This is a genomic window from Saccharospirillum alexandrii (assembly GCF_004000275.1).
In the GTDB taxonomy this organism is placed as follows: Bacteria; Pseudomonadota; Gammaproteobacteria; order Pseudomonadales; family Natronospirillaceae; genus Saccharospirillum; species Saccharospirillum alexandrii.
The window spans coordinates 195,561-214,934 of record NZ_RCIP01000002.1 but is presented as its reverse complement, the minus strand read 5'-3'; the positions used below and the strand labels follow the sequence as shown (position 1 = coordinate 214,934).

The following is a 19,374-nucleotide window of genomic DNA, read 5'->3' as shown; positions in this document are numbered from 1 at the left end:
CGGCCATCCAGGGCGTTAGACAACCCATGGGCTCCGCACGGGTGGCAGCTTGATGTTACACTTTGTGCGTTTAGGTGTGATTTGACCAGCCGGGGAGAAACAGAACATCGTGTTATCGATCACTGTCAGTGAAGTTGCCATGGATGCCGTTGGTCGCAGCCTGGCAAATGCAGTGCGTACCACAAAAGGGGGTATCGTTTATCTCGATGGTACGCTGGGCATGGGTAAGACCACCCTCAGTCGCGCTGTGATTCAGGCCTGTGGCTGGCAAGGCAGGGTCAAGAGTCCGACCTATACGCTGCTTGAGCCCTACGATTGCGACGGTATCACCGTGGTTCACTTCGATCTCTACCGCCTGGCAGACGCTGAAGAGCTGGAATTTATGGGCCTGCGGGACTATCTGCTGCCCGATACCCTGTGGCTGGTAGAATGGCCGGAGCGCGGGGCTGGCGTGTTGCCAGACGCCGATGTCGTGGTACATTTCAGCGATGCCGGGGCCGCTGACGGCAGCGACGGGCGCTTAATTGGATTTGATGGGGCTACAACAGCCGGCCAGCAGATCGTCGATGTGCTGAGTCAGCAACTGGCCGGACAGGCGTTGTAATGGGTTGGCGACGAGCACGATGTACTTACTAATGGGACGGTTAATGAAACAATGGTTTGTAAGCCTTGCGGCTCCGTTGCTGGTGCTTGTTGGGCTGGTGAGTGCTGCCGGCGGTGCCCGGGCTGCTGAGATTGAAGACGCTCGTATCTGGCCCGCGCCGGATAATACTCGTCTGGTCTTTGACCTCAGCGGCCCAGTCGAACACCGGGTATTCGTGTTGTCCAACCCGAGTCGGGTGGTTGTTGACATCAGTGATGTGTCGCTCGATACCAACCTGGAAAGTCTGTCGCTGGAAAACAGCGGCGTGTCCCGCATTCGCAGTGCCCAGCGGGAGGGCGGAGAGTTGCGCGTGGTGCTCGATTTATCCACCCAGCTGAGCCCGCGCAGCTTTGTTTTGCGCCCGAACGAACAGTACGGGCATCGCCTGGTGCTCGATCTGGAGCGCCCGCCTGGCCTGTCCATGGAGCCGAGTGAACGCCAGGTCAGTCGCAGTGCGGACGATCTGTCGAACCAGCAACGCAATATCGTCGTGGCGATCGATGCCGGTCACGGTGGTGAAGACCCGGGCGCCATTGGCCCACGAGGCACGCGGGAAAAAGACGTGGTGCTGGCCATTGCGCGGGAGCTTTATAACCAACTGGACGATCTGCGGGGCTATGAGCCGGTGCTGATGCGCACCGGTGATTACTATTTATCGCTGCAACGCCGGCGTGAGCTGGCGCGCGAAAAACGCGCCGACCTCTTTATTTCCATCCATGCTGACGCCTTCACCAGCCCGCAGGCTTCGGGGGCATCGGTTTTTGCGTTGTCGTCGAGTGGTGCCACCTCGGCCATGGCCGGGTATCTGGCCAACCAGGAAAATGCGGCCGATGTGATTGGTGGTGTGAACGGCATCAGCCTGGAAGACAAAGACGAGATACTGCGCTCGGTGCTGGTTGATTTATCGATGACGGCAACACTGAGGTCGAGCCTGGACGTGGGTAGCGACATTCTGGGACACATGAAACAAGTGGCCCGCATGCACAAGGCCAGCGTTGAACAGGCGGGCTTCGCGGTGCTGAAGTCGCCGGATGTGCCCTCCGTTCTGGTTGAAACCGGCTTTATTTCAAACCCGACCGAAGAAGCCAATCTGGGTTCGGCAAATTATCGCCGGCAACTGGCATCGGCCATTCGCCAGGGGGTGACCCAGTGGTTCGAGAGTAACCCGCCCCCGGGTACCTGGGTAGCCTGGCAAAAGCGTGAAGCGGGCACCTTGCGTCGCTATGTGGTGGTCAGTGGCGATACCCTGTCCGGCATTGCCTCGCGCAATAACACCTCGGTGAGTCGGCTACGGGAAGTGAATCAGTTAAATGGCACGTCTATCCGGATAGGTCAGGTCATTATGATTCCGCAAGGCTGAGCTCCCTGGCGTTTCTGGGTAGTAACGATTAATTGAAGGGTCTGGCATGCGTCGAATATTAACGCTCTCTCCCCGTCTGGCGAACCAGATAGCGGCAGGTGAGGTGGTTGAGCGACCCGCTTCGGTGGTGAAAGAACTGGTCGAGAACAGCCTGGATGCTGGCGCCACCCGCGTGGATGTCGAAGTCGAGCAGGGTGGCGTGAAGCTGATGCGCATTCGCGATAACGGCTCGGGCATTCTTCGGGACGACCTGGCGATGGCGCTGAATCGGCACGCCACCTCGAAGATTCACAATCTCGATGAACTGGAAGCCGTCGCTTCACTGGGCTTTCGCGGCGAGGCGCTGGCGAGTATTGCTTCGGTATCGCGCCTGATGCTCACGTCGAAGCCAGCCGAGCAAGCCGAAGCCTGGCAAGTGAACACGCACGGCCAGGACATGAACACCGAGATTCTCCCTGCGGCTCATACCGATGGCACCACCGTCGAAGTGCGCGATCTGTTTTTTAATACTCCAGCCCGGCGCAAGTTCATGCGCACGGAAAAAACCGAATACAACCACCTCGAAGAAGTGGTGAAGCGTCAGGCGCTGGCCCGTTTTGATGTGGGCTTCAGCCTGCGTCACAACAACCGGACCATTCACGCTTTGCGCCCGGCCACGACTCAGGCCGAGCAGGAACGCCGGGTCGCGCAATTGCTTAGCCCCGACTTTATGAACAATGCCCTGGTAATCGATGCCGAAGCGGCGGGTTTGCATCTGACGGGCTGGGTTGGCCTGCCGACGTTTTCCCGGTCGATGGCCGACATGCAGTACTTCTTTGTGAACGGTCGGGTGGTGCGCGACAAGGTGATATCGCATGCGGTAAAGCAGGCCTATCGGGATGTGCTCTACCACGGTCGCCAGCCCTGCTTTGTTTTGTATCTGCAGCTCGACCCGAGCGGGGTGGATGTCAACGTGCATCCAACCAAGCACGAAGTCCGCTTTCGGGACCAACGGCTGGTGCATGATTTTCTGTTTCGGCAATTGCACCGGGCGCTGGCACAAGTTCGCCCCGATGCCGAGACCGATCCGTCCCGGGCGCAGGCCGCATCGCCCCAGGCGTTGCGGCCTCAGGCTACAGGCGCTTTGGCGGGCGAGTTTGGCGGCCAGCAGCGTATGGACATGTCACCCCCCACCCCTGCATCGGGTGGGGGTTATGAGCGAACTTTCCCGGGAGGGGCGCAGTCGGCCTCGGTAGCCGATCAGATCGGGTTTTACCAGGCGCTATACCCCACCGCGGAGGGGGCCGCGACTGAGCGCCCCGAAACCCAGGGTTGGGACCGGCCTGCTCAGCCTTTGCCCGAGGCTGACGGCGATATGCCGCCGCTTGGGTTCGCGGTTGCCCAGTTACACGGCATCTTCATTCTGTCGCAAAGCCAGCATGGGCTGATTGTGGTGGACATGCATGCCGCTCATGAACGCATTACCTATGAACGCATGAAACGCCAGTACGACCAGCAAGGCCTGCAGGCGCAGCCGGTGCTGGTGCCTCAGAAACTCTCTGTCAGTGAGCGCGAGGCCGATGCCGCCGAAGAATTTGCGCATTTACTGGTCAACTTCGGGCTGGTGATTGAGCGCCTGGGGCCGGATGCGCTGATTGTTCGACAGACGCCGGTCTATCTGCAGCAGGCGGATGTGGAACCACTGGTTCGGTCGGTTCTGGCCGATTTTATCGAGCACGAAACCTCCGATGCCATTGTTGCCCGGCGCGACGAAATTCTCTCCAGCATGGCGTGCCATGGATCGGTACGCGCCAATCGCAAGCTGACCATCCCGGAAATGAACGCCTTGCTGCGTGATATGGAACGAACTGAGCGCAGTGGCCAGTGCAACCATGGCCGCCCGACCTGGACTCAGTTGTCGCTCGACGAGCTGGATAAGCTGTTTTTGAGAGGGCGTTAGGTGAACCCTCCAGCACTGACCGATAAGCCAACGGCGATTTTCCTGATGGGCCCAACGGCGGCGGGCAAGACCGACCTGGCCCTGTCGCTGGTGGACGCCGGCCAATGCGAAATCATCAGTGTTGACTCGGCCCAGGTGTTTCGTGGCATGGATATTGGCTCCGCCAAGCCCGACGCGGCTACCCTGAAGCGGGCGCCCCATCACCTGATCGATATCTGCGACCCGGCCGACAGTTACAGCGCGGCCCGGTTTCGAACCGACGCCCTGGCTGCGATGAGCGACATTCAGCAGCGCGGCCGGATTCCCCTGCTGACCGGCGGCACCATGCTCTACTTCAAAGCTCTGGTGGAGCCTCTGGCTGACATGCCGCCAGCCGATGAAACGGTGCGACAGGCACTGCAGGCGCAGCTAGAAACCGAGGGTCTGACTTCACTGCTGCGCGAGCTGGAAGTCGTCGATCCGGTCGCGTTCACGCGCATCGACCGGCAAAACCCGCAACGTGTGACGCGGGCTCTGGAAGTGTACCGGGTCAGCGGACGGCCGATTTCAGCCTACTGGGCTGAATCGGTGAACGACGGCAAGGGTCGTCTGGCGCAGAACGCGACCGGGGCCTTCCCCTGGCATCTGATACAACTGGCGGTGATTCCGGCAGACCGGGCCGTGTTGCATGAACGGATAGCCCGGCGGTTTCAGCTGATGCTCGATCAGGGGTTTGAGCAGGAAGTGCGAGCGCTGATGGCGAGGGGGGATTTGCACCCGGACCTGCCCAGCATTCGGGCCGTGGGTTATCGCCAGATGTGGCACTTTCTTGAAGGGCAGATCGATCACGCGACCCTGATCGAGACCGGCGTTGCCGCCACCCGGCAACTGGCCAAGCGACAATTGACCTGGTTGCGTAAGTGGCCGGAACTGGCCGTGCTCGACCCTGCCGGGCCCGATGGAGATCGGCGCATTATTGACCAGGCGTGGCAAATCTTGCGTAAATCGGGACTTTAGTACACGAATTGCATCCACATCGGCTTGAAATTCGCCTACAATTCCACATTATCTTGCGGATTGTGAAGTGATCTGGCGGGCTTTGGTCGGCCAATTCGCGACAACCCAGACTTTTTGTCGACCCAGGATACGCAAACCTGCGTAGTAAGAGAGTAGTTTGCCCGTTTTTGTTAACCGGGCAGGCGGACTACCCTGTCAGGTAGCCGTATCGATGGTGACGCTGGTGCAATCCATCAACGGCAGGCCGAGTGCCCGACTGTCCAGTGACGTTCGGCACTGTCGGTATGCCCATAAACGATTACTATAATCCTTCGTTAAAAGGAGTTCGACATGTCAAAGGGGCATTCGTTACAAGACCCTTTCCTCAATGCGCTGCGGAAAGAACGTATTCCAGTTTCCATCTTTCTGGTGAATGGCATCAAGCTGCAAGGGCAGATTGAAAGCTTCGACCAGTTTGTCATCCTGCTGAAAAACACCGTGAGCCAGATGGTCTATAAGCACGCCATCTCCACGGTTGTCCCAGCACGCAATGTTAAAATCCCTCATGAAAGCGAAGAAGTCACCATCGAGTGATGGCGCTGTTCTGCAGGTCAGCCCGGTCTATGATCGGGTATCGGAGAGTCTGATTGTTTTTTGAACGTGTCGAAGGCGGGGACCGGGCTGTATTGGTTCACGTCGATTTTCCCGAATCTGCCAACCGGGAAGACCCCCAGGAATTTGAAGAGCTGGTGACCTCTGCCGGTGCCACTGCTGTGGCCAGTCTGGGCGGTTCCCGGTCGGCGCCGCACCCGAAATACTTTGTCGGGTCGGGCAAGCTGGAAGAAATAAAAGCCGCGGTTAAGGCCAGCGATGCCGACGTGGTGCTGTTTAATCACAGTCTGTCGCCCTCACAAGAGCGTAACGTTGAGCGTGCGGTGGAATGCCGGGTGCTCGACCGCACTGGCCTTATCCTCGATATCTTCGCCCAACGGGCGCGTACCCACGAAGGCAAACTTCAGGTCGAACTGGCTCAGCTCCAGTACCAGAGTACACGCCTGGTACGAGGGTGGACCCACCTCGAGCGTCAGAAGGGAGGTATCGGGCTGCGTGGGCCGGGTGAAACCCAGCTTGAAACCGACCGCCGTCTGCTGCAAGTGCGCATCAGCACCATTCACCGCCGTCTTGAAAAAGTCGAGAAACAACGCGACCAGGGCCGCCGTGCACGAACCCGGTCGGACACCCCGACCATCTCGCTGGTGGGGTACACCAACGCTGGCAAGTCGACGCTGTTTAACGCCCTGACTCAGGCAGAGGTTTACGCCGCAGATCAACTGTTCGCGACGCTCGACCCCACACTGCGCCGGCTAAGCATCCCCGATATGGGCGATGTGGTTCTGGCCGATACGGTGGGGTTTATCCGGCACCTGCCGCACAAGCTGGTGCAGGCGTTCAAGGCAACTCTGCAGGAAACGGCAGACGCTGATTTACTGTTGCATGTGGTCGATTGTGCCGATGAAGACCGTATAGAGAATATGGAGCAGGTTGAGCTGGTGCTCGAAGAAATTGGCTCGCTGGACCTGCCCCGGCTGGAAATATTCAATAAAATTGACCTGCTCGACGACTTTGAACCGGCCATTGAGCGCAATGATCAGGGGCGTCCGGTCCGGGTCTGGGTATCAGCGCAGACCGGACAGGGCCTGGCGTTGATTCAACAGGCAATCGCAGAATGTTTAGGCGATGAGATCATTGCACGTAAAATCAGCCTGAAACCGGACGAATCGGCTTTAAGGGCTGCACTCTATCAGTACAATGCGGTACTGTCTGAGGATTACGATGCCGAGGGGCTGTCGATACTGGATATACGCATCCAGAAAAAAGACTTGCGGCAGCTACTGAAGAAAAACGGGCTTGATGCGGAGCGGTTCGGAGTCAGCGAACCCCGGGAATTTTTTGAGTTGTGACGGCTGTCGGCGCTGAGCCGGTGCCATCAACCCAATCCTTTATCATTTGAAAACGGAGACGACCATGGCGTGGAATGAACCACCAAATGGCAACAACAATAACGATCAGGATCCCTGGGGGAACCGGCGCCGTAAAGGCAATGACGGCCCTCCGGATCTCGATGAAATCTTCAAGCAAGTCAACGAGAAGCTCAACAAGTGGCTCGGTGGTGGCAAGAACAAGGGCGGTGGCAGTTCCGGCGGCTCCGGTGGTTCGGGCGCCAGCTTTGGCGCGATAGTGGGCATTTTGCTGGTCGTGGTACTGGCCTATGCGGCATATGACTCCATCTACACCGTCGATGAATCCGAGCGCGCGGTTATTTTGCGTCTCGGTGAGTTCAGCACGATCGAGTTGCCGGGTCTGCACTTCAAGGTCCCCTTTATTGATCAGATTGATCAGAAAGTGAACGTCACCGAAGTGCGCAGCTATCGGCTCCAGGAAAGCATGCTGACCGGCGATGAGAACATCGTGTCAGTCACCATGACGGTGGAATACCGGGCAGCGGATGCGCAGAAATTTGCGCTCAACGTGCAGCAGCCAGAAACGAGCTTGGCCAATGCCGCTGAATCAGCCTTGCGACACGTTATCGGCTCGGCCACGCTGGAACAGGCACTGACCGTCGGTCGTGACCAGATCCAGGAATCCGTTCGCCAGCGGTTACAGAATTACCTGAACCTCTATGACGTGGGCATTGAACTGGCTCAGTTGAACATCAACGATACCTCGCCACCCCAACAGGTGCAGGCTGCGTTTGATGACGTGATTACCGCCCGGGAAGACCAGCAACGTCTGATCAACGAAGCCCAGGCCTATGCGAACCAGATCTTGCCAGTGGCTCAGGGTCGTGCGCGCCGGCAGTTGGAAGAAGCTCAGGCCTACCGTGAACAGGTCGTTGCGAACGCTACTGGTGAGGCAGACCGTTTCACCAACATCCTTAGTGCCTACAGTGAAGCGCCGGAAGTGACGCGCGAACGGCTCTATCTGGAATCGATCTCACGCATCTATGCCAACACCAATAAGGTTCTGGTGGATGTCGAAGGCGGTAACAACATGATGTACCTGCCGCTGGATCAACTGCGCAGTAATGCCCGTGGTTCAACTGGCAGCGCCAGCAGTGGGTCGGGCCAGCAGGTATTGAACCCGCAAGGGTCTAACATGAACAACTTGTCGAGCAGCGAAGTGCGCAATCTGACCGATCAGATACTGCGTGAAATCGACCGCCGGCGTACCAACTGAGGAGCCTGAAACATGAGTACTCGTAATTTAGTTCTACTCGCCGCGCTCGCTCTGGTTGTCTTTGTAGGCCTGCAAAGTGTCTACGTGGTGTCTGAGAAAGAACGCGCCATCAAACTCCGGTTTGGTGAAGTCGTGGCCGCCGATGTGTCACCAGGCCTGAATTTTAAGGTGCCGTTCATTGAAGTGGTGCGCAAGTTTGAGCGTCGGATCATTACACTCGACAGCGATTCCGAGCGGTTCATTACCAGCGAGCAGAAAGGTCTGGAAGTGGACGCCTACGTTCAATGGCAAATCGATGACGTGCGTGCCTTCTATACAGCCACCAGTGGCGGCGATTTTTTCCGCGCCAACACCATTCTGGCCAACCGCATCAACTCGGCCCTGCGTGACGCCTTTGGTCGGCGTACCCTGCGCGAGGTAGTGTCTGGTCGTGCTGAAGATGAGCCATTGTCAACGGGAACGGCGATTGAAGATGAAGGCGAACGTGATCGTCTGATGCGTGAAGTGACGTCCGATGTTGACGGCTTTGCCCGCAGTGGGCTGGGTATTCGGGTCATTGATATTCGGGTGAAAGCCATCGACCTGCCGCAGGAAGTGTCGGCCGACGTATTCAGTCGGATGCGCTCAGACCGTGAGCAGGAAGCACGCTTGTTCCGGTCTAACGGTGAGCGGGAAGCCGAGGAAATTCGAGCCTCTGCAGACCGCCAGGAAACGGTGATCACCGCCAATGCGTTCCGCGAAGCCGAACAGATTCGGGGTGAGGGTGATGCCGAGGCATCGCGCATCTATTCCACGGCCTATTCTGAAGACTCGGAGTTCTACGGTTTCTACCGTAGCCTGCGCGCCTATGAAGACAGCTTTGGCAGCGGCGGCGACATTTTGTTGCTGGAGCCGGATAACGATTTCTTCCGCTACCTGCAATCGAAAGGCGGTGTTCTGACCACGGATGAGTAATTGCCGGGCTAATGGCGCCCACCCTTTGAAATAGTTCAAAAAAGGGTTGGGGGCCAGCCGTTGCAAGTGTAGAATCCGTTAACCGGGCCATGTGCCCGGTTTTTTTGTGCCCGGCGTTGGCAAATGCTCACCCGGCCCTACAAAAGTGGGGCTTCAAACGTGACGGCGACGCCTGGTAAAACCCTGATCGAATGAATGGGAACGTGTTCCGGCATGACCATAGCAGAACGCTGGCTGTTGCCCGACGGTATTGAGGAAGTCCTGCCGCCGGAAGCCGCACGAATTGAGGCCTTGCGCCGACTTCTTCTCGACGAGTACCGTACCTGGGGCTATGACCTGGTTATTCCGCCGAGCGCCGAATACCTGGAATCGCTGCTCACCGGGGTCGGCCATGATCTGGACTTGCTGACCTACAAGATCACCGACCAGACCAGTGGCCGCCTAATGGGGCTGAGTGCCGACAACACCCAGCAGGTGGCCCGTATGGACGCCCACAGTCTGCCGCGTGCTGGTGTGGCCCGTTACTGTTATTCGAGCAATGTGCTGCACACCAAGGCAACACACCTGCTGTCATCGCGCAGCCCCATTCAGATTGGCGCTGAACTGTATGGCTATTCCGGCATCGACAGCGACATCGAGATTGTTTCGCTGATGCTCACTTCGCTGGCCCGGGCCGGCCTGGTCAACGTAACGCTTGACCTGGGTCACATTGGTATTTACCAGGCGCTGATCGAGGCATCTGGTCTTGAGGGCGACAACGCGACTCAGCTGTTCCGGTTGTTGCGCCACCGCTCTCTGCCAGAACTGAACACCTGGCTTGAAACCGCCCCACTGAGCGATGATTTCAAACGCTGGTTTGCCCTGCTACCACAATGCGCCGGTTCAATGGATAAACTGGAGGGCTGGCCGGAACGCTTTGCCGGTGCGCCCGAAGGCGTGTTAACAGCACTGGATACGCTGACCCGGATCGCCGAGGCCTTGAAAGCCCGCTTTCCTGAGCAGCAAATTCACCTGGATCTGGCCGAACTGCGGGACTTCAATTACCACACTGGCCTGGTGTTTTCGGCCTTTGTTCCCGGTTTTGGTCAGGCCGTTGCCAAGGGTGGCCGCTACGATTCAACTGGCAAGGTATTTGGCCGTGCGCGTCCGGCGACAGGCTTCTCCAGCGATCTAAAGATTCTGGCCAGCCAGACGCGTGGCCGCTGGCAGGAAGCCGCAGGGATACGGGCACCGGCCGTCACAGACCCGGGGCTGATCGAACGGATCAGCCAGTTGCGGGCCTCCGGCGAGCGGGTGATTCAGGTCTTTACGGATCAGGCGGCTCCAGAAGAGCTGGGCTGTGACCGGGAACTCGTGCAGGTGCAGGGCGACTGGCAGATAAAGCCGTTAGCCTGAACCAGCCAACCGATTAACCAACCATATTATCAACTACAGGCAAAAAACGATGGGTAAGAATGTTGTCGTACTCGGCACCCAGTGGGGTGACGAAGGCAAAGGTAAGATCGTCGACCTGCTGACGGAAAAAGCGTCGGCTGTGGTGCGCTTTCAGGGCGGGCACAACGCTGGCCATACCCTGGTGATCGACGGTGTTAAAACCGCCTTGCACCTGATTCCGTCGGGCATTTTGCGCCAGGGTGTCAATTGCATCATCGGTAACGGCGTGGTGCTCTCCATTGAGGCGCTGCTGAAGGAAATGGCCATGCTCGAAGAGCGCGGCGTTCCGGTACGCGAACGGTTGCGCGTCAGCCACGGCTGCCCATTGATTTTGCCGGTACACATTGCACTTGACCAGGCCCGTGAAAGCCGTCGTGGTGAAGCCAAAATCGGCACCACAGGTCGTGGCATCGGCCCGGCCTATGAAGACAAGGTCAGTCGTCGCGGCGTTCGCCTGGGTGACGTATTCCAGCCCGGCTTTGCCGACAAGGTGCGCGAGTTGATGGATTATCACAACTTTGTGCTGGCCAACTACTATGGCGTAGACGCCATCGACGTCGACCAGACCCTGGCTGAAGTGATTGAGCAGGCACAGAGCATTCGCGATATCACCGTCAACTCCGTTGGCCTGATTCACAGCATCCGCGAGCAGGGTGGCGACATCATGTTCGAAGGCGCCCAGGGCTCACTGCTGGATATCGACCACGGCACCTACCCCTACGTGACGTCCTCCAACACCACGGCGGGCGGCGTTGCCACCGGCTCTGGCGTGGGGCCGTTGTATCTCGACCAGATCATGGGCATCACCAAAGCTTACACCACCCGTGTCGGCTCGGGTCCATTCCCGACAGAACTGTTCGATGACGATGGCAAGTACCTGGCCAAAAAAGGCAATGAATTTGGCACCACCACGGGCCGTGCACGGCGCTGCGGCTGGTTCGATGCCGTGCTGGTTAAACACAGCATTCGCATCAACAGCATCAACGCCATCTGCCTGACCAAGCTGGACGTGCTGGACGGCCTGAAAACCGTCAAGGTATGTGTCGGCTATCGCGACGAGGCCGGCAACGACGTGGAATGGCCGGAATCGGCAGAAGCCTTCGCCCGGGTAACCCCGGTCTACGAAGAGCTGCCAGGCTGGGATGAATCCACCGTCGGCGCCAGCGAGCTGAGCCAGCTGCCACAGCGCGCCCGGGATTACATCGCCTACCTGGAAAAGGCCATCGGCGCGCCCATCGATATCGTTTCAACCGGCCCGGACCGAGTTGAAACCATCGTACTTCGCCACTCGTTCGATATTCAGTAATTCTCGTCTCGGAGTTCAAGTTGGCATTATCGTCTTGAGCCCGCGACGGGTGTCACGGTTGCCCCTGTGGGGGCGCCGTGAATACACCGAGACGTCGGACCGCCCTGTAGGCTTAACTTCGGCATCCATGCCTCAGATACCCCCACATGAGCAACCGTGACACCCGTCGCTAGTCTATAGCGAATTCAGAAACTTGATTCAGTAGATTTAATTTCGGCTTTTGCACATAGCAAGCTGCGGGTGCCGTTGGTGCCTCTGAGGGGAAGTCCGCAGCAGGGATGCTGCGGTCTAGGCTCCAAGGAAGGATTCACGCCGACCCCTCAGAGGCACCACCGGTAGCCGCAGCGGACGACAGCTACAGAGCCAAACCAACCCCTCTGTTTTGCCCGTAGCCATGCCGTTACAGCCGTCTGCAGACAACCTTATTCAGATACCCAACAATGCGTTATACTGTTCGCGCATTAGTCAACCATAGCCTATTGGCCTATTAAACGGCCCCATGAATCCGAGGTTGACACTGACATCATATGATCAAATTTTAATCAACAAGGATTACGACCTATCAGCCGACGGAAACCCGCTGACCCGAATCTTGAACGGGAAGCTGAGAAATACGAAAACCCCATTCCCAGTCGGGAATTTATTCTGGAGCACCTGGAAAATCGCCAGGGCCCCGCAACACACCCCGAACTGTGCGATGAGCTGGGACTGGCCGACGACGAACGCGATATTGAAGCACTGCGTCGTCGTTTGATTGCCATGGTCCGCGACGGCCAGTTGCTGTGCTCGCGCAAAGGCGCTTTTGGCCTGATCGACAAGATGGATCTGGTGAAAGGGCGCGTCCAGGGCCACCCCGATGGCTTTGGCTTTCTGATCCACGATCAGGGTGGCAAAGACTACGTATTGAACCATCGCCAGATGCGCTGCTGCTTCGATGGCGACATCGTGCTTGTCCGCAAGGGCGGTACCGACCACCGCGGCCGTGTTGAAGCCATTATTACCGAAGTGCTTGAGCACAATACCCGGGAAATTGTGGGCCGGTATTTCAACGACGGCGGTATAGGCCGGGTTGAACCGGAGAATCGTCGCGTCAGCATTGATGTGTTGATCCCGGCCGGCAATGAAGGTGACGCCGCGCCCGGCGACATCGTCGTGGTCGACGTGCTCGAACAGCCCCAGTTCCGGCGTCAGCCGGTCGGGCGTGTTTCACAGGTGTTGGGTGAGCACATGGCACCGGGCATGGAAATCGATATTGCCCTGCGTACCCACGACATACCGCACGAATGGCCGCGCGAGGTACTCGACCACATCGAGGGCATGAGCGATCAGGTTGACGAAGCGCACAAGGTCAATCGCATCGACCTGCGCGACAAGGCATTCGTCACCATCGATGACGAAACCGCCCGGGATTTCGACGACGCGGTACTCGCCGAATCGGTTCGGGGTGGTGGCTGGCGCCTGTTCGTTGCCATTGCCGACGTCTCTAACTATGTAGCCGTTAACTCGCCGCTGGATAACGAAGCCCGCAAGCGTTCCACCTCGGTGTATTTTCCCGAGCGGGTCATTCCGATGCTGCCGGAGATTCTGTCGAACGGCTTGTGCTCACTGAACCCAAATGTTGATCGCCTGACGCTGGTCTGTGAAATCACTGTGTCGGCTACCGGGAACATCGACAGCTACCGCTTCATGGAAGGCCTCATCAATTCCCATGCCCGCCTGACCTACAACAAGGTGGCGCCACTGCTGGAGCCGGAAACCGCCGCCGAGGCGCGTGAAACCATGCAGCAGGAATACGGTGAGGCAGTGCTGAAAAACCTCACCACGCTGCGCGAGCTGTATAAGATTTTCCGCTTCCAGCGTCGCAAGCGCGGTGCGATCGATTTTGAAACGGTCGAAACCAAGATTGTGTTCGATGCCGACCGCAAGATCGAGCGCATTGTCCCGAGTGAGCGAAACGATGCACACCGGCTGATCGAAGAATGCATGCTGATCGCTAATGTCTGTGCAGCGAATTTCATGCAGGAACTCGAGATTCCCGCGCTGTATCGGGTGCACGACACACCCTCGCCAGAGCGTCTGGAAAACCTGCGCAAGTATCTGGGTCAATTGGGGTTGGATCTGAAAGGCGGGGAGAAACCCCATGCCAAAGATTATCAGACCCTGTTGAACCAACTGAAAGGCCGGGAAGATTTCCAGTTGATTCAGACCATGCTGCTGCGGTCGATGAATCAGGCGGTGTATCAGCCGGATAACCTGGGCCACTTCGGCCTGGCGTTCGATGCCTACACCCATTTTACGTCACCAATTCGCCGTTATCCGGACTTACTAACGCATCGCGCGATTCGCAGTGTGATTCGTTCCGGCAAGCGAACCTCTCTGGTACGTCGGGTTCGGGGCGCATCGAAACTGAACCAGAAAGACATCTATCCTTACGATTTGCAGGCCATGGTCGAGTTGGGTGAGCACTGTTCACTGACCGAGCGCCGTGCCGACGAGGCAACCTGGGATGTGGTGGCCTGGCTCAAGTGCGAATACATGAAAGACCATGTGGGCGACGAGTTCATGGGAACGGTATCGTCCGTCACCAACTTTGGCTTGTTTGTTCAGCTCGACGAAGTCTACGTGGACGGTCTGGTGCACATCAGTTCACTGGCCAGCGACTATTATCAGTTCAACGAAGTGGCGCATTGCCTGGTCGGCGAACGCACCCGGGTCAGTTATGGTCTGGGCGACCGGTTGCAGGTTAAAGTCATGCGGGTTGATCTCGATGACCGCAAGATCGACTTTGAATTGTCGGGCGACTGGGTCCAGAAACCGTCCCGTCCCGGCACGGCCAAAGGCTCGAAAGCCAAGGCGCGGCCAGATCAGAAAACCGGTGCCGGTGACGACGCCAAAAAAGGTAAGAAGTCGGCCAAGTCGGGCGGTAAACGCAAGTCGCGTCCGCGTCGTCGCAAAAGCAGCGAGTAACATCGCTGTTTGAGTAAGGAAAGCCTGGCGATTCGCCGGGCTTTCCTGTTTCTGGGTTAGTTTGATTTTCGGGAAGAATAACCATGAGTGACGCAACGTCCTGGGTCTACGGCATTCATGCCTGCCAGAGCGCCCTTGAGCAACATCCGGATCGGGTGCGGGAAATCGTTTTTCTGAAGGGCCGGCAGGATCAGCGTATTCAGCGCCTGCTGGATCTGGCCAAGGGCCAGGGCGCTCGCTTCCGCTGGCTGGCCAGAGAGGAATTCGATCGCCTGCTCAACCGTAACGACATGCAAGACGCTCGACATCAAGGCGTACTGGTGCAAACACTGGCTGCGCCGGTGCTGGATGAAGGTGACCTCGAATCGCTGGTAGCCGGCCTGGATCGCCCAGCCTTGCTGCTGGTGCTCGACGGCGTGACCGACCCGCACAACATCGGCGCTTGCCTGCGCAGCTGCGATGCCGCCGGGGCCGATGCAATCATCGTCCCGAAAGACAAGTCGGCGAGCCTGACGCCAACCGCAGTCAAGATTGCCAGTGGTGCAGCGGATACGGTGCCTTTTGTCGTCGTCACCAATTTGGCGCGCACTCTGGAGGCATTAAAGCAGCAGGGTGTCTGGATTTATGGAACGGCGGGAGAGGCTGAAGCGTCAATCTATCAGACGGACCTGACTGGCTCCGTGGCCATTGTGATGGGGGCTGAAGGCGCCGGATTACGACGGCTGACGCGTGATACCTGCGATGGACTGTTCAAGCTGCCCATGGCTGGCCAGGTGAGTAGCTTGAACGTCAGTGTTGCCGCAGGCGTCTGCTTGTTTGAAGCTGTTCGTCAGAGGTTGGGCTAGATAATAAGTTCAGGAGTTCGCTCAGAAGATTAGCGCCGGGTGCCGGGTGTGCCTCTGTGGGGTAGTCCGCAGCATGGACTAAAACGCCGGGAGCGTTTTAGCATGAGCGCAGCGAACCCGAAGGGTGAATCCCATGGAAGGGATTCATATCCTGCGGCCTAGGCTCCATGGATGGATTTACGCCGACCCCAAAGAGGCACACCCGGTATCTGGTGCGGGCCAAAGCCTTGGAAGTTAACCGAACTCCGTAGCCTGAATAATAAAATCGACCGTAGTTAGGCAGCCTCTCCGGTCAGAGATTTCAGGAAGCTGGTGCCATAGTCCATCCGTCCTACCTTAAAAAACTCCGCCAACGTCTGGCCAATGTCGGCAAAGGTTTCCCGCTCGCCCAGATTGACGGGTTTCAGGGTTTTTCCGTACACCAGCACCGGGATGTGCTCGCGAGTGTGGTCGGTGCCTGGCCAGGTTGGGTCGCAGCCGTGATCGGCTGTCATGATCAGGATGTCATCGTCCTGCATCTGCTCAAGAATCTCGGGCAGGCGCGAGTCGAAGTATTCCAGGGCGGCGGCGTAGCCGGCAACATCCCGGCGATGGCCGTAGGATGAATCGAAATCCACCAGGTTGGTGAAAATCAGACTGCGATCGTCTGCCTTGCTCATTTGCGTCAGCGTTTCATCGACCAGGGCCGGTAGACCGGTGGCCTTAAACTTCTGAGTGATGCCCACATTGGCGTAGATGTCAGCGATCTTGCCGATGGAAATTACTTCGCCGCCTTCTTCCGCCAGTTTCTTCAGCACGGTCGGTGCCGGTGGCTCGACCGCCAGGTCATGACGGTTGCCGGTGCGCTGGAAGGTGTCGGCGCTGTCGCCGATGAAGGGGCGGGCGATCACCCGGCCGATGTTGTATTCATCGACCAGTTCGCGGGCGACTTCACACACCTCGTATAAACGTTCCAGACCAAAGGTTTCTTCATGGCAGGCAATCTGAAATACGCTGTCGGCTGAGGTGTAAACGATGGGCTTGCCGGTCTTGCAGTGTTCTTCACCCAGTTTTTTCAGGATCTCGGTGCCTGAGGCATGGCAATTGCCAAGCACGCCGGGCAGGTCACACCGTTCGATCAGGGTATCCAGCAATGACTGCGGGAAGGAGTTTTCCAGCTCGCTGAAATAGCCCCAGTCATAGAGAACCGGTACGCCGGCGATTTCCCAGTGGCCGCTGGGTGTGTCTTTACCGCTCGACAATTCCCGGGCGTAGCCGTAGCTGCCGACGGTTTCGGTCGCCAGCGTCATGCCTTCAGGCACGGCGCCCTGGCTGCTTTCGGTGGCGGCGTTGACCAGCCCCAGGCGGGTCAGGTTGGGCAGGGTCAGTTTGCCGGCCCGGCCCTTGTCAGCCTTGCCCTCGGCGCACCACTGGGCGATGTGGCCCAGGGTGTTGGCGCCAGTGTCGCCGAAGCGGTCGGCGTCGGCGCTGGCGCCAATGCCGAATGAATCCAGTACCAGTACGATAGCGCGTCCCATGTCTTCCTCCCGGGCTTTATGCGACAAAGCCCTGTGATGGTCTGTCAGGTCGGTTTGCTGCGTGAAACCGGCTCTGTTAATCCAAATCTTCCGGGCCTATCCGGTCGTGTACCACCGGTTGAGCGGCTACGGCTTGCTCGGCGATTGGTATGGCCTGGGTTAACCGTTGCCGGGTGTCGGCCAGTTGCGCTTCGCTGCGAACATGAGCCATGGCCAGCACATCACCGGCGCGAACCGTCACGCCTGGCCGAACAATGTCGGTCAGACCAACGGCGGCGTCGATCTTCTGATCGGCGCGGGTACGGCCGCCACCCATCGCAACCACCGCCAGACCAATATCGCGCACTTGCAAGGGTTGTACGATGCCATCCCTTGGGGCGATGACTGGTTGAATAATGGGGGCTTTGGGTAAAAAGTCATCGGGTCGGTCGGTAAAGTCGGATGGACCGCCCAGCAGCGTTACCATCCGTTGAAACGCTTCAAGCGCCGCTCCGGAATCCAGCACTGACTGCAACTGACGGCGAGCGGCCTCGATGCTGTCAGCCAGTTGGCCGGATACCAGCATCTCTGCACACAGGGCCATGGTGACCTCGTGGACTACCGGGTCGCGATGGTCACCGCGAAGGTAGGCCACCGCCTCTGTCATTTCCACTGCATTACCGGCTGACAGCGCCAGAACCTGGTTCATATCGGTCAGCAAGGCCGTCGTTTTCACACCTGCGCCGTTGGCCACGCGTACGATGCTTTCAGCCAAAGCCCGGCTTTTTTCCGGGGTGGGCATAAAGGCACCACTGCCGACTTTCACGTCCATCACCAGCGCATCCAGCCCTTCGGCGAGTTTTTTGGAGAGGATGGAGGCGGTGATCAGGTCGATGCTTTCCACCGTGCCGGTGACGTCCCGAATGCCATAGAATCGCTTGTCGGCCGGGGCCAAATTGCCGGTCTGGCCGATAATGGCGACGCCGGCTTCACGCACGGCGCGATCAAAGAGGTCGTTGTCGGGGTAGGTGTTGTAGCCGGGTATGGATTCGAATTTGTCGAGCGTGCCGCCGGTGTGGCCGAGGCCCCGGCCGGAAATCATCGGCACGTAACCACCGCAGGCCGCGACCATGGGGCCGAGCATCAGGCTGACCAGGTCACCGACGCCGCCGGTGCTGTGTTTGTCGAGCACCGGGCCGTTCAGGTCTGGCCAGTGCATGACATCGCCAGAGTCGCGCATGGCAAGCGTCAGGGCGACGCGTTCATCGAGCGTCAGCCCATTGAAGTAGACCGCCATGGCAAAGGCACTGACCTGGCCTTCGCTGATGCTTGAATCCTTGATGCCGCTCACGAACCAGCGAATTTCGTCGTCATTGAGCGCGCCACCATCGCGTTTGCGGCGAATCAGTTCCTGAGGCAGATACATCTTAGTACCCACCCGGTTCGAATGAACCCGAATCCGCCTCGCCGAGTGTTTTCAGCAAATTGGTCAGCAGGCTGCTGGCACCGAAGCGGAAGGTGGCGGGGCTGACCCAGTCCGGCCCCATGATGCGTGCCGCTAGGGCCAGATAGGCCTGGGCATCTTCAGTGGTTTTGATGCCGCCGGCGGCCTTGAAGCCGACTGGACGGCCGCTGTCGCGGATGGCGTGCACCATGATGTCGGCTGCTTCCAGCGTGGCATTCACAGCCACTTTCCCGGTGCTGGTTTTAATAAAGTCAGCCCCCGCTGCAATGGCGATGTCACTGGCCTGGCGAATGAGGTGCGGTTCTTTCAACTCGCCACTCTCGATGATGACTTTAAGCAGAGAACTGGCGCCGCAAGCCGCTTTGCAGGCGGCGACCAGATCGTGACAAACTTCGCTGTTGCCTGCCATCAGGGCGCGGTAAGGCAGTACCACATCGACTTCGTGAGCCCCGGCTGCCACGGCGGCACGGGTCTCCGACACAGCACGCTCAATGTCGTCGCTGCCATCCGGAAAATTGGTGACCGTGGCAACCTGAACGTCATTCAGGCCTTCAGCGGCCAGTGCCCTGCGTGCGGTGGCAATAAATGCCGGGAAGACACATACCGCCGCAGGCGAACCCGCGGGGGTACTGGCTTGCTTGCACAGGGCTTCGATGCGGGCATCGGTATCGTCGTCGTTCAGGCTGGTCAGGTCCATCAACCCGAGCGCCGTTTTGGCGTCACGATGTAACGGATTCATTTTATTGTCCAAAT

15 protein-coding genes are annotated in these 19,374 nt (G+C 58.4%); 12 read left to right on the top strand and 3 right to left on the bottom strand.

Features of this window, described 5'->3' with window-relative positions:
* The first annotated feature begins 109 nt into the window (after nt 1-109).
* The 12 genes from tsaE to rlmB all read left to right on the top strand — a co-directional run bounded on the left by tsaE (nt 110) and on the right by rlmB (nt 15,660).
* On the top strand, nt 110-604 hold the full coding sequence (tsaE, locus tag EP166_RS08810; protein ID WP_342775614.1) for a tRNA (adenosine(37)-N6)-threonylcarbamoyltransferase complex ATPase subunit type 1 TsaE: 495 nt from the start codon (nt 110-112) through the stop codon (nt 602-604).
* A gap of 43 nt (nt 605-647) precedes the next feature.
* Nucleotides 648-2,003 carry an N-acetylmuramoyl-L-alanine amidase gene (locus tag EP166_RS08805; protein ID WP_246026255.1) on the top strand — a complete coding sequence of 452 codons (1,356 nt, stop codon included), beginning with the start codon at nt 648-650 and terminating at the stop codon, nt 2,001-2,003.
* A 46-nt stretch (nt 2,004-2,049) separates the two neighbouring features.
* Nucleotides 2,050-3,942 (top strand): DNA mismatch repair endonuclease MutL, encoded by a 1,893-nt coding sequence (mutL, locus tag EP166_RS08800; RefSeq protein WP_127556459.1) that lies wholly within the window; start codon nt 2,050-2,052, stop codon nt 3,940-3,942.
* Complete coding sequence (gene miaA / locus EP166_RS08795) at nt 3,943-4,938, top strand: tRNA (adenosine(37)-N6)-dimethylallyltransferase MiaA (RefSeq protein WP_342775613.1); 996 nt, start codon at nt 3,943-3,945, stop codon at nt 4,936-4,938.
* Between the two features lie 330 nt (nt 4,939-5,268).
* Nucleotides 5,269-5,511, top strand: coding sequence for an RNA chaperone Hfq (hfq, locus tag EP166_RS08790; protein ID WP_028669518.1), 243 nt, complete (start codon nt 5,269-5,271; stop codon nt 5,509-5,511).
* Nucleotides 5,512-5,564: 53 nt separating this feature from the next.
* Entirely contained in the window at nt 5,565-6,878 is a 1,314-nt protein-coding gene (hflX, locus tag EP166_RS08785) for a ribosome rescue GTPase HflX (RefSeq protein WP_127556458.1), read from the top strand.
* 64 nt (nt 6,879-6,942) lie between these two features.
* Nucleotides 6,943-8,154: an FtsH protease activity modulator HflK gene (gene hflK, locus EP166_RS08780; RefSeq protein WP_127556457.1), complete on the top strand. Its 1,212-nt coding sequence runs from the start codon at nt 6,943-6,945 to the stop codon at nt 8,152-8,154.
* 12 nt (nt 8,155-8,166) lie between these two features.
* A complete protein-coding gene (gene hflC, locus EP166_RS08775) occupies nt 8,167-9,108 on the top strand; it encodes a protease modulator HflC (RefSeq protein ID WP_127556456.1) in 942 nt (313 codons plus the stop codon).
* 213 nt (nt 9,109-9,321) lie between these two features.
* Nucleotides 9,322-10,503, top strand: coding sequence for an ATP phosphoribosyltransferase regulatory subunit (locus tag EP166_RS08770; protein ID WP_127556455.1), 1,182 nt, complete (start codon nt 9,322-9,324; stop codon nt 10,501-10,503).
* Between the two features lie 49 nt (nt 10,504-10,552).
* Nucleotides 10,553-11,848: an adenylosuccinate synthase gene (locus tag EP166_RS08765; RefSeq protein ID WP_127556454.1), complete on the top strand. Its 1,296-nt coding sequence runs from the start codon at nt 10,553-10,555 to the stop codon at nt 11,846-11,848.
* 561 nt (nt 11,849-12,409) lie between these two features.
* Complete coding sequence (gene rnr / locus EP166_RS08760; RefSeq protein ID WP_127556453.1) at nt 12,410-14,815, top strand: ribonuclease R; 2,406 nt, start codon at nt 12,410-12,412, stop codon at nt 14,813-14,815.
* An 83-nt stretch (nt 14,816-14,898) separates the two neighbouring features.
* Nucleotides 14,899-15,660 (top strand): 23S rRNA (guanosine(2251)-2'-O)-methyltransferase RlmB, encoded by a 762-nt coding sequence (gene rlmB, locus EP166_RS08755; RefSeq protein ID WP_127556452.1) that lies wholly within the window; start codon nt 14,899-14,901, stop codon nt 15,658-15,660.
* 275 nt (nt 15,661-15,935) lie between these two features.
* Here rlmB and EP166_RS08750 read toward each other — a convergent pair whose 3' ends face one another.
* From EP166_RS08750 to deoC, 3 genes are all read right to left on the bottom strand, one after another.
* Nucleotides 15,936-17,177 carry a phosphopentomutase gene (locus tag EP166_RS08750; protein ID WP_127556451.1) on the bottom strand — a complete coding sequence of 414 codons (1,242 nt, stop codon included), beginning with the start codon at nt 17,175-17,177 and terminating at the stop codon, nt 15,936-15,938.
* A 76-nt stretch (nt 17,178-17,253) separates the two neighbouring features.
* Nucleotides 17,254-18,582 carry a thymidine phosphorylase gene (deoA, locus tag EP166_RS08745; RefSeq protein ID WP_127556450.1) on the bottom strand — a complete coding sequence of 443 codons (1,329 nt, stop codon included), beginning with the start codon at nt 18,580-18,582 and terminating at the stop codon, nt 17,254-17,256.
* Between the two features lies 1 nt (nt 18,583).
* Nucleotides 18,584-19,360: a deoxyribose-phosphate aldolase gene (deoC, locus tag EP166_RS08740; protein WP_127556449.1), complete on the bottom strand. Its 777-nt coding sequence runs from the start codon at nt 19,358-19,360 to the stop codon at nt 18,584-18,586.
* Between the last annotated feature and the right edge of the window lie 14 nt (nt 19,361-19,374).

What these genes read in the sequence shown, in the direction of transcription:
- EP166_RS08805 (WP_246026255.1), top strand. Translation starts at nt 648, where the DNA reads ATGAAACAATGGTTTGTAAGCCTTGCGGCTCCGTTGCTGGTGCTTGTT.
- hflK (WP_127556457.1), top strand. Translation starts at nt 6,943, where the DNA reads ATGGCGTGGAATGAACCACCAAATGGCAACAACAATAACGATCAGGAT.
- hfq (WP_028669518.1), top strand. Translation starts at nt 5,269, where the DNA reads ATGTCAAAGGGGCATTCGTTACAAGACCCTTTCCTCAATGCGCTGCGG.
- EP166_RS08770 (WP_127556455.1), top strand. Translation starts at nt 9,322, where the DNA reads ATGACCATAGCAGAACGCTGGCTGTTGCCCGACGGTATTGAGGAAGTC.
- EP166_RS08765 (WP_127556454.1), top strand. Translation starts at nt 10,553, where the DNA reads ATGGGTAAGAATGTTGTCGTACTCGGCACCCAGTGGGGTGACGAAGGC.
- mutL (WP_127556459.1), top strand. Translation starts at nt 2,050, where the DNA reads ATGCGTCGAATATTAACGCTCTCTCCCCGTCTGGCGAACCAGATAGCG.
- hflC (WP_127556456.1), top strand. Translation starts at nt 8,167, where the DNA reads ATGAGTACTCGTAATTTAGTTCTACTCGCCGCGCTCGCTCTGGTTGTC.
- deoA (WP_127556450.1), bottom strand. Translation starts at nt 18,582, where the DNA reads ATGTATCTGCCTCAGGAACTGATTCGCCGCAAACGCGATGGTGGCGCG.
- rlmB (WP_127556452.1), top strand. Translation starts at nt 14,899, where the DNA reads ATGAGTGACGCAACGTCCTGGGTCTACGGCATTCATGCCTGCCAGAGC.
- deoC (WP_127556449.1), bottom strand. Translation starts at nt 19,360, where the DNA reads ATGAATCCGTTACATCGTGACGCCAAAACGGCGCTCGGGTTGATGGAC.
- EP166_RS08750 (WP_127556451.1), bottom strand. Translation starts at nt 17,177, where the DNA reads ATGGGACGCGCTATCGTACTGGTACTGGATTCATTCGGCATTGGCGCC.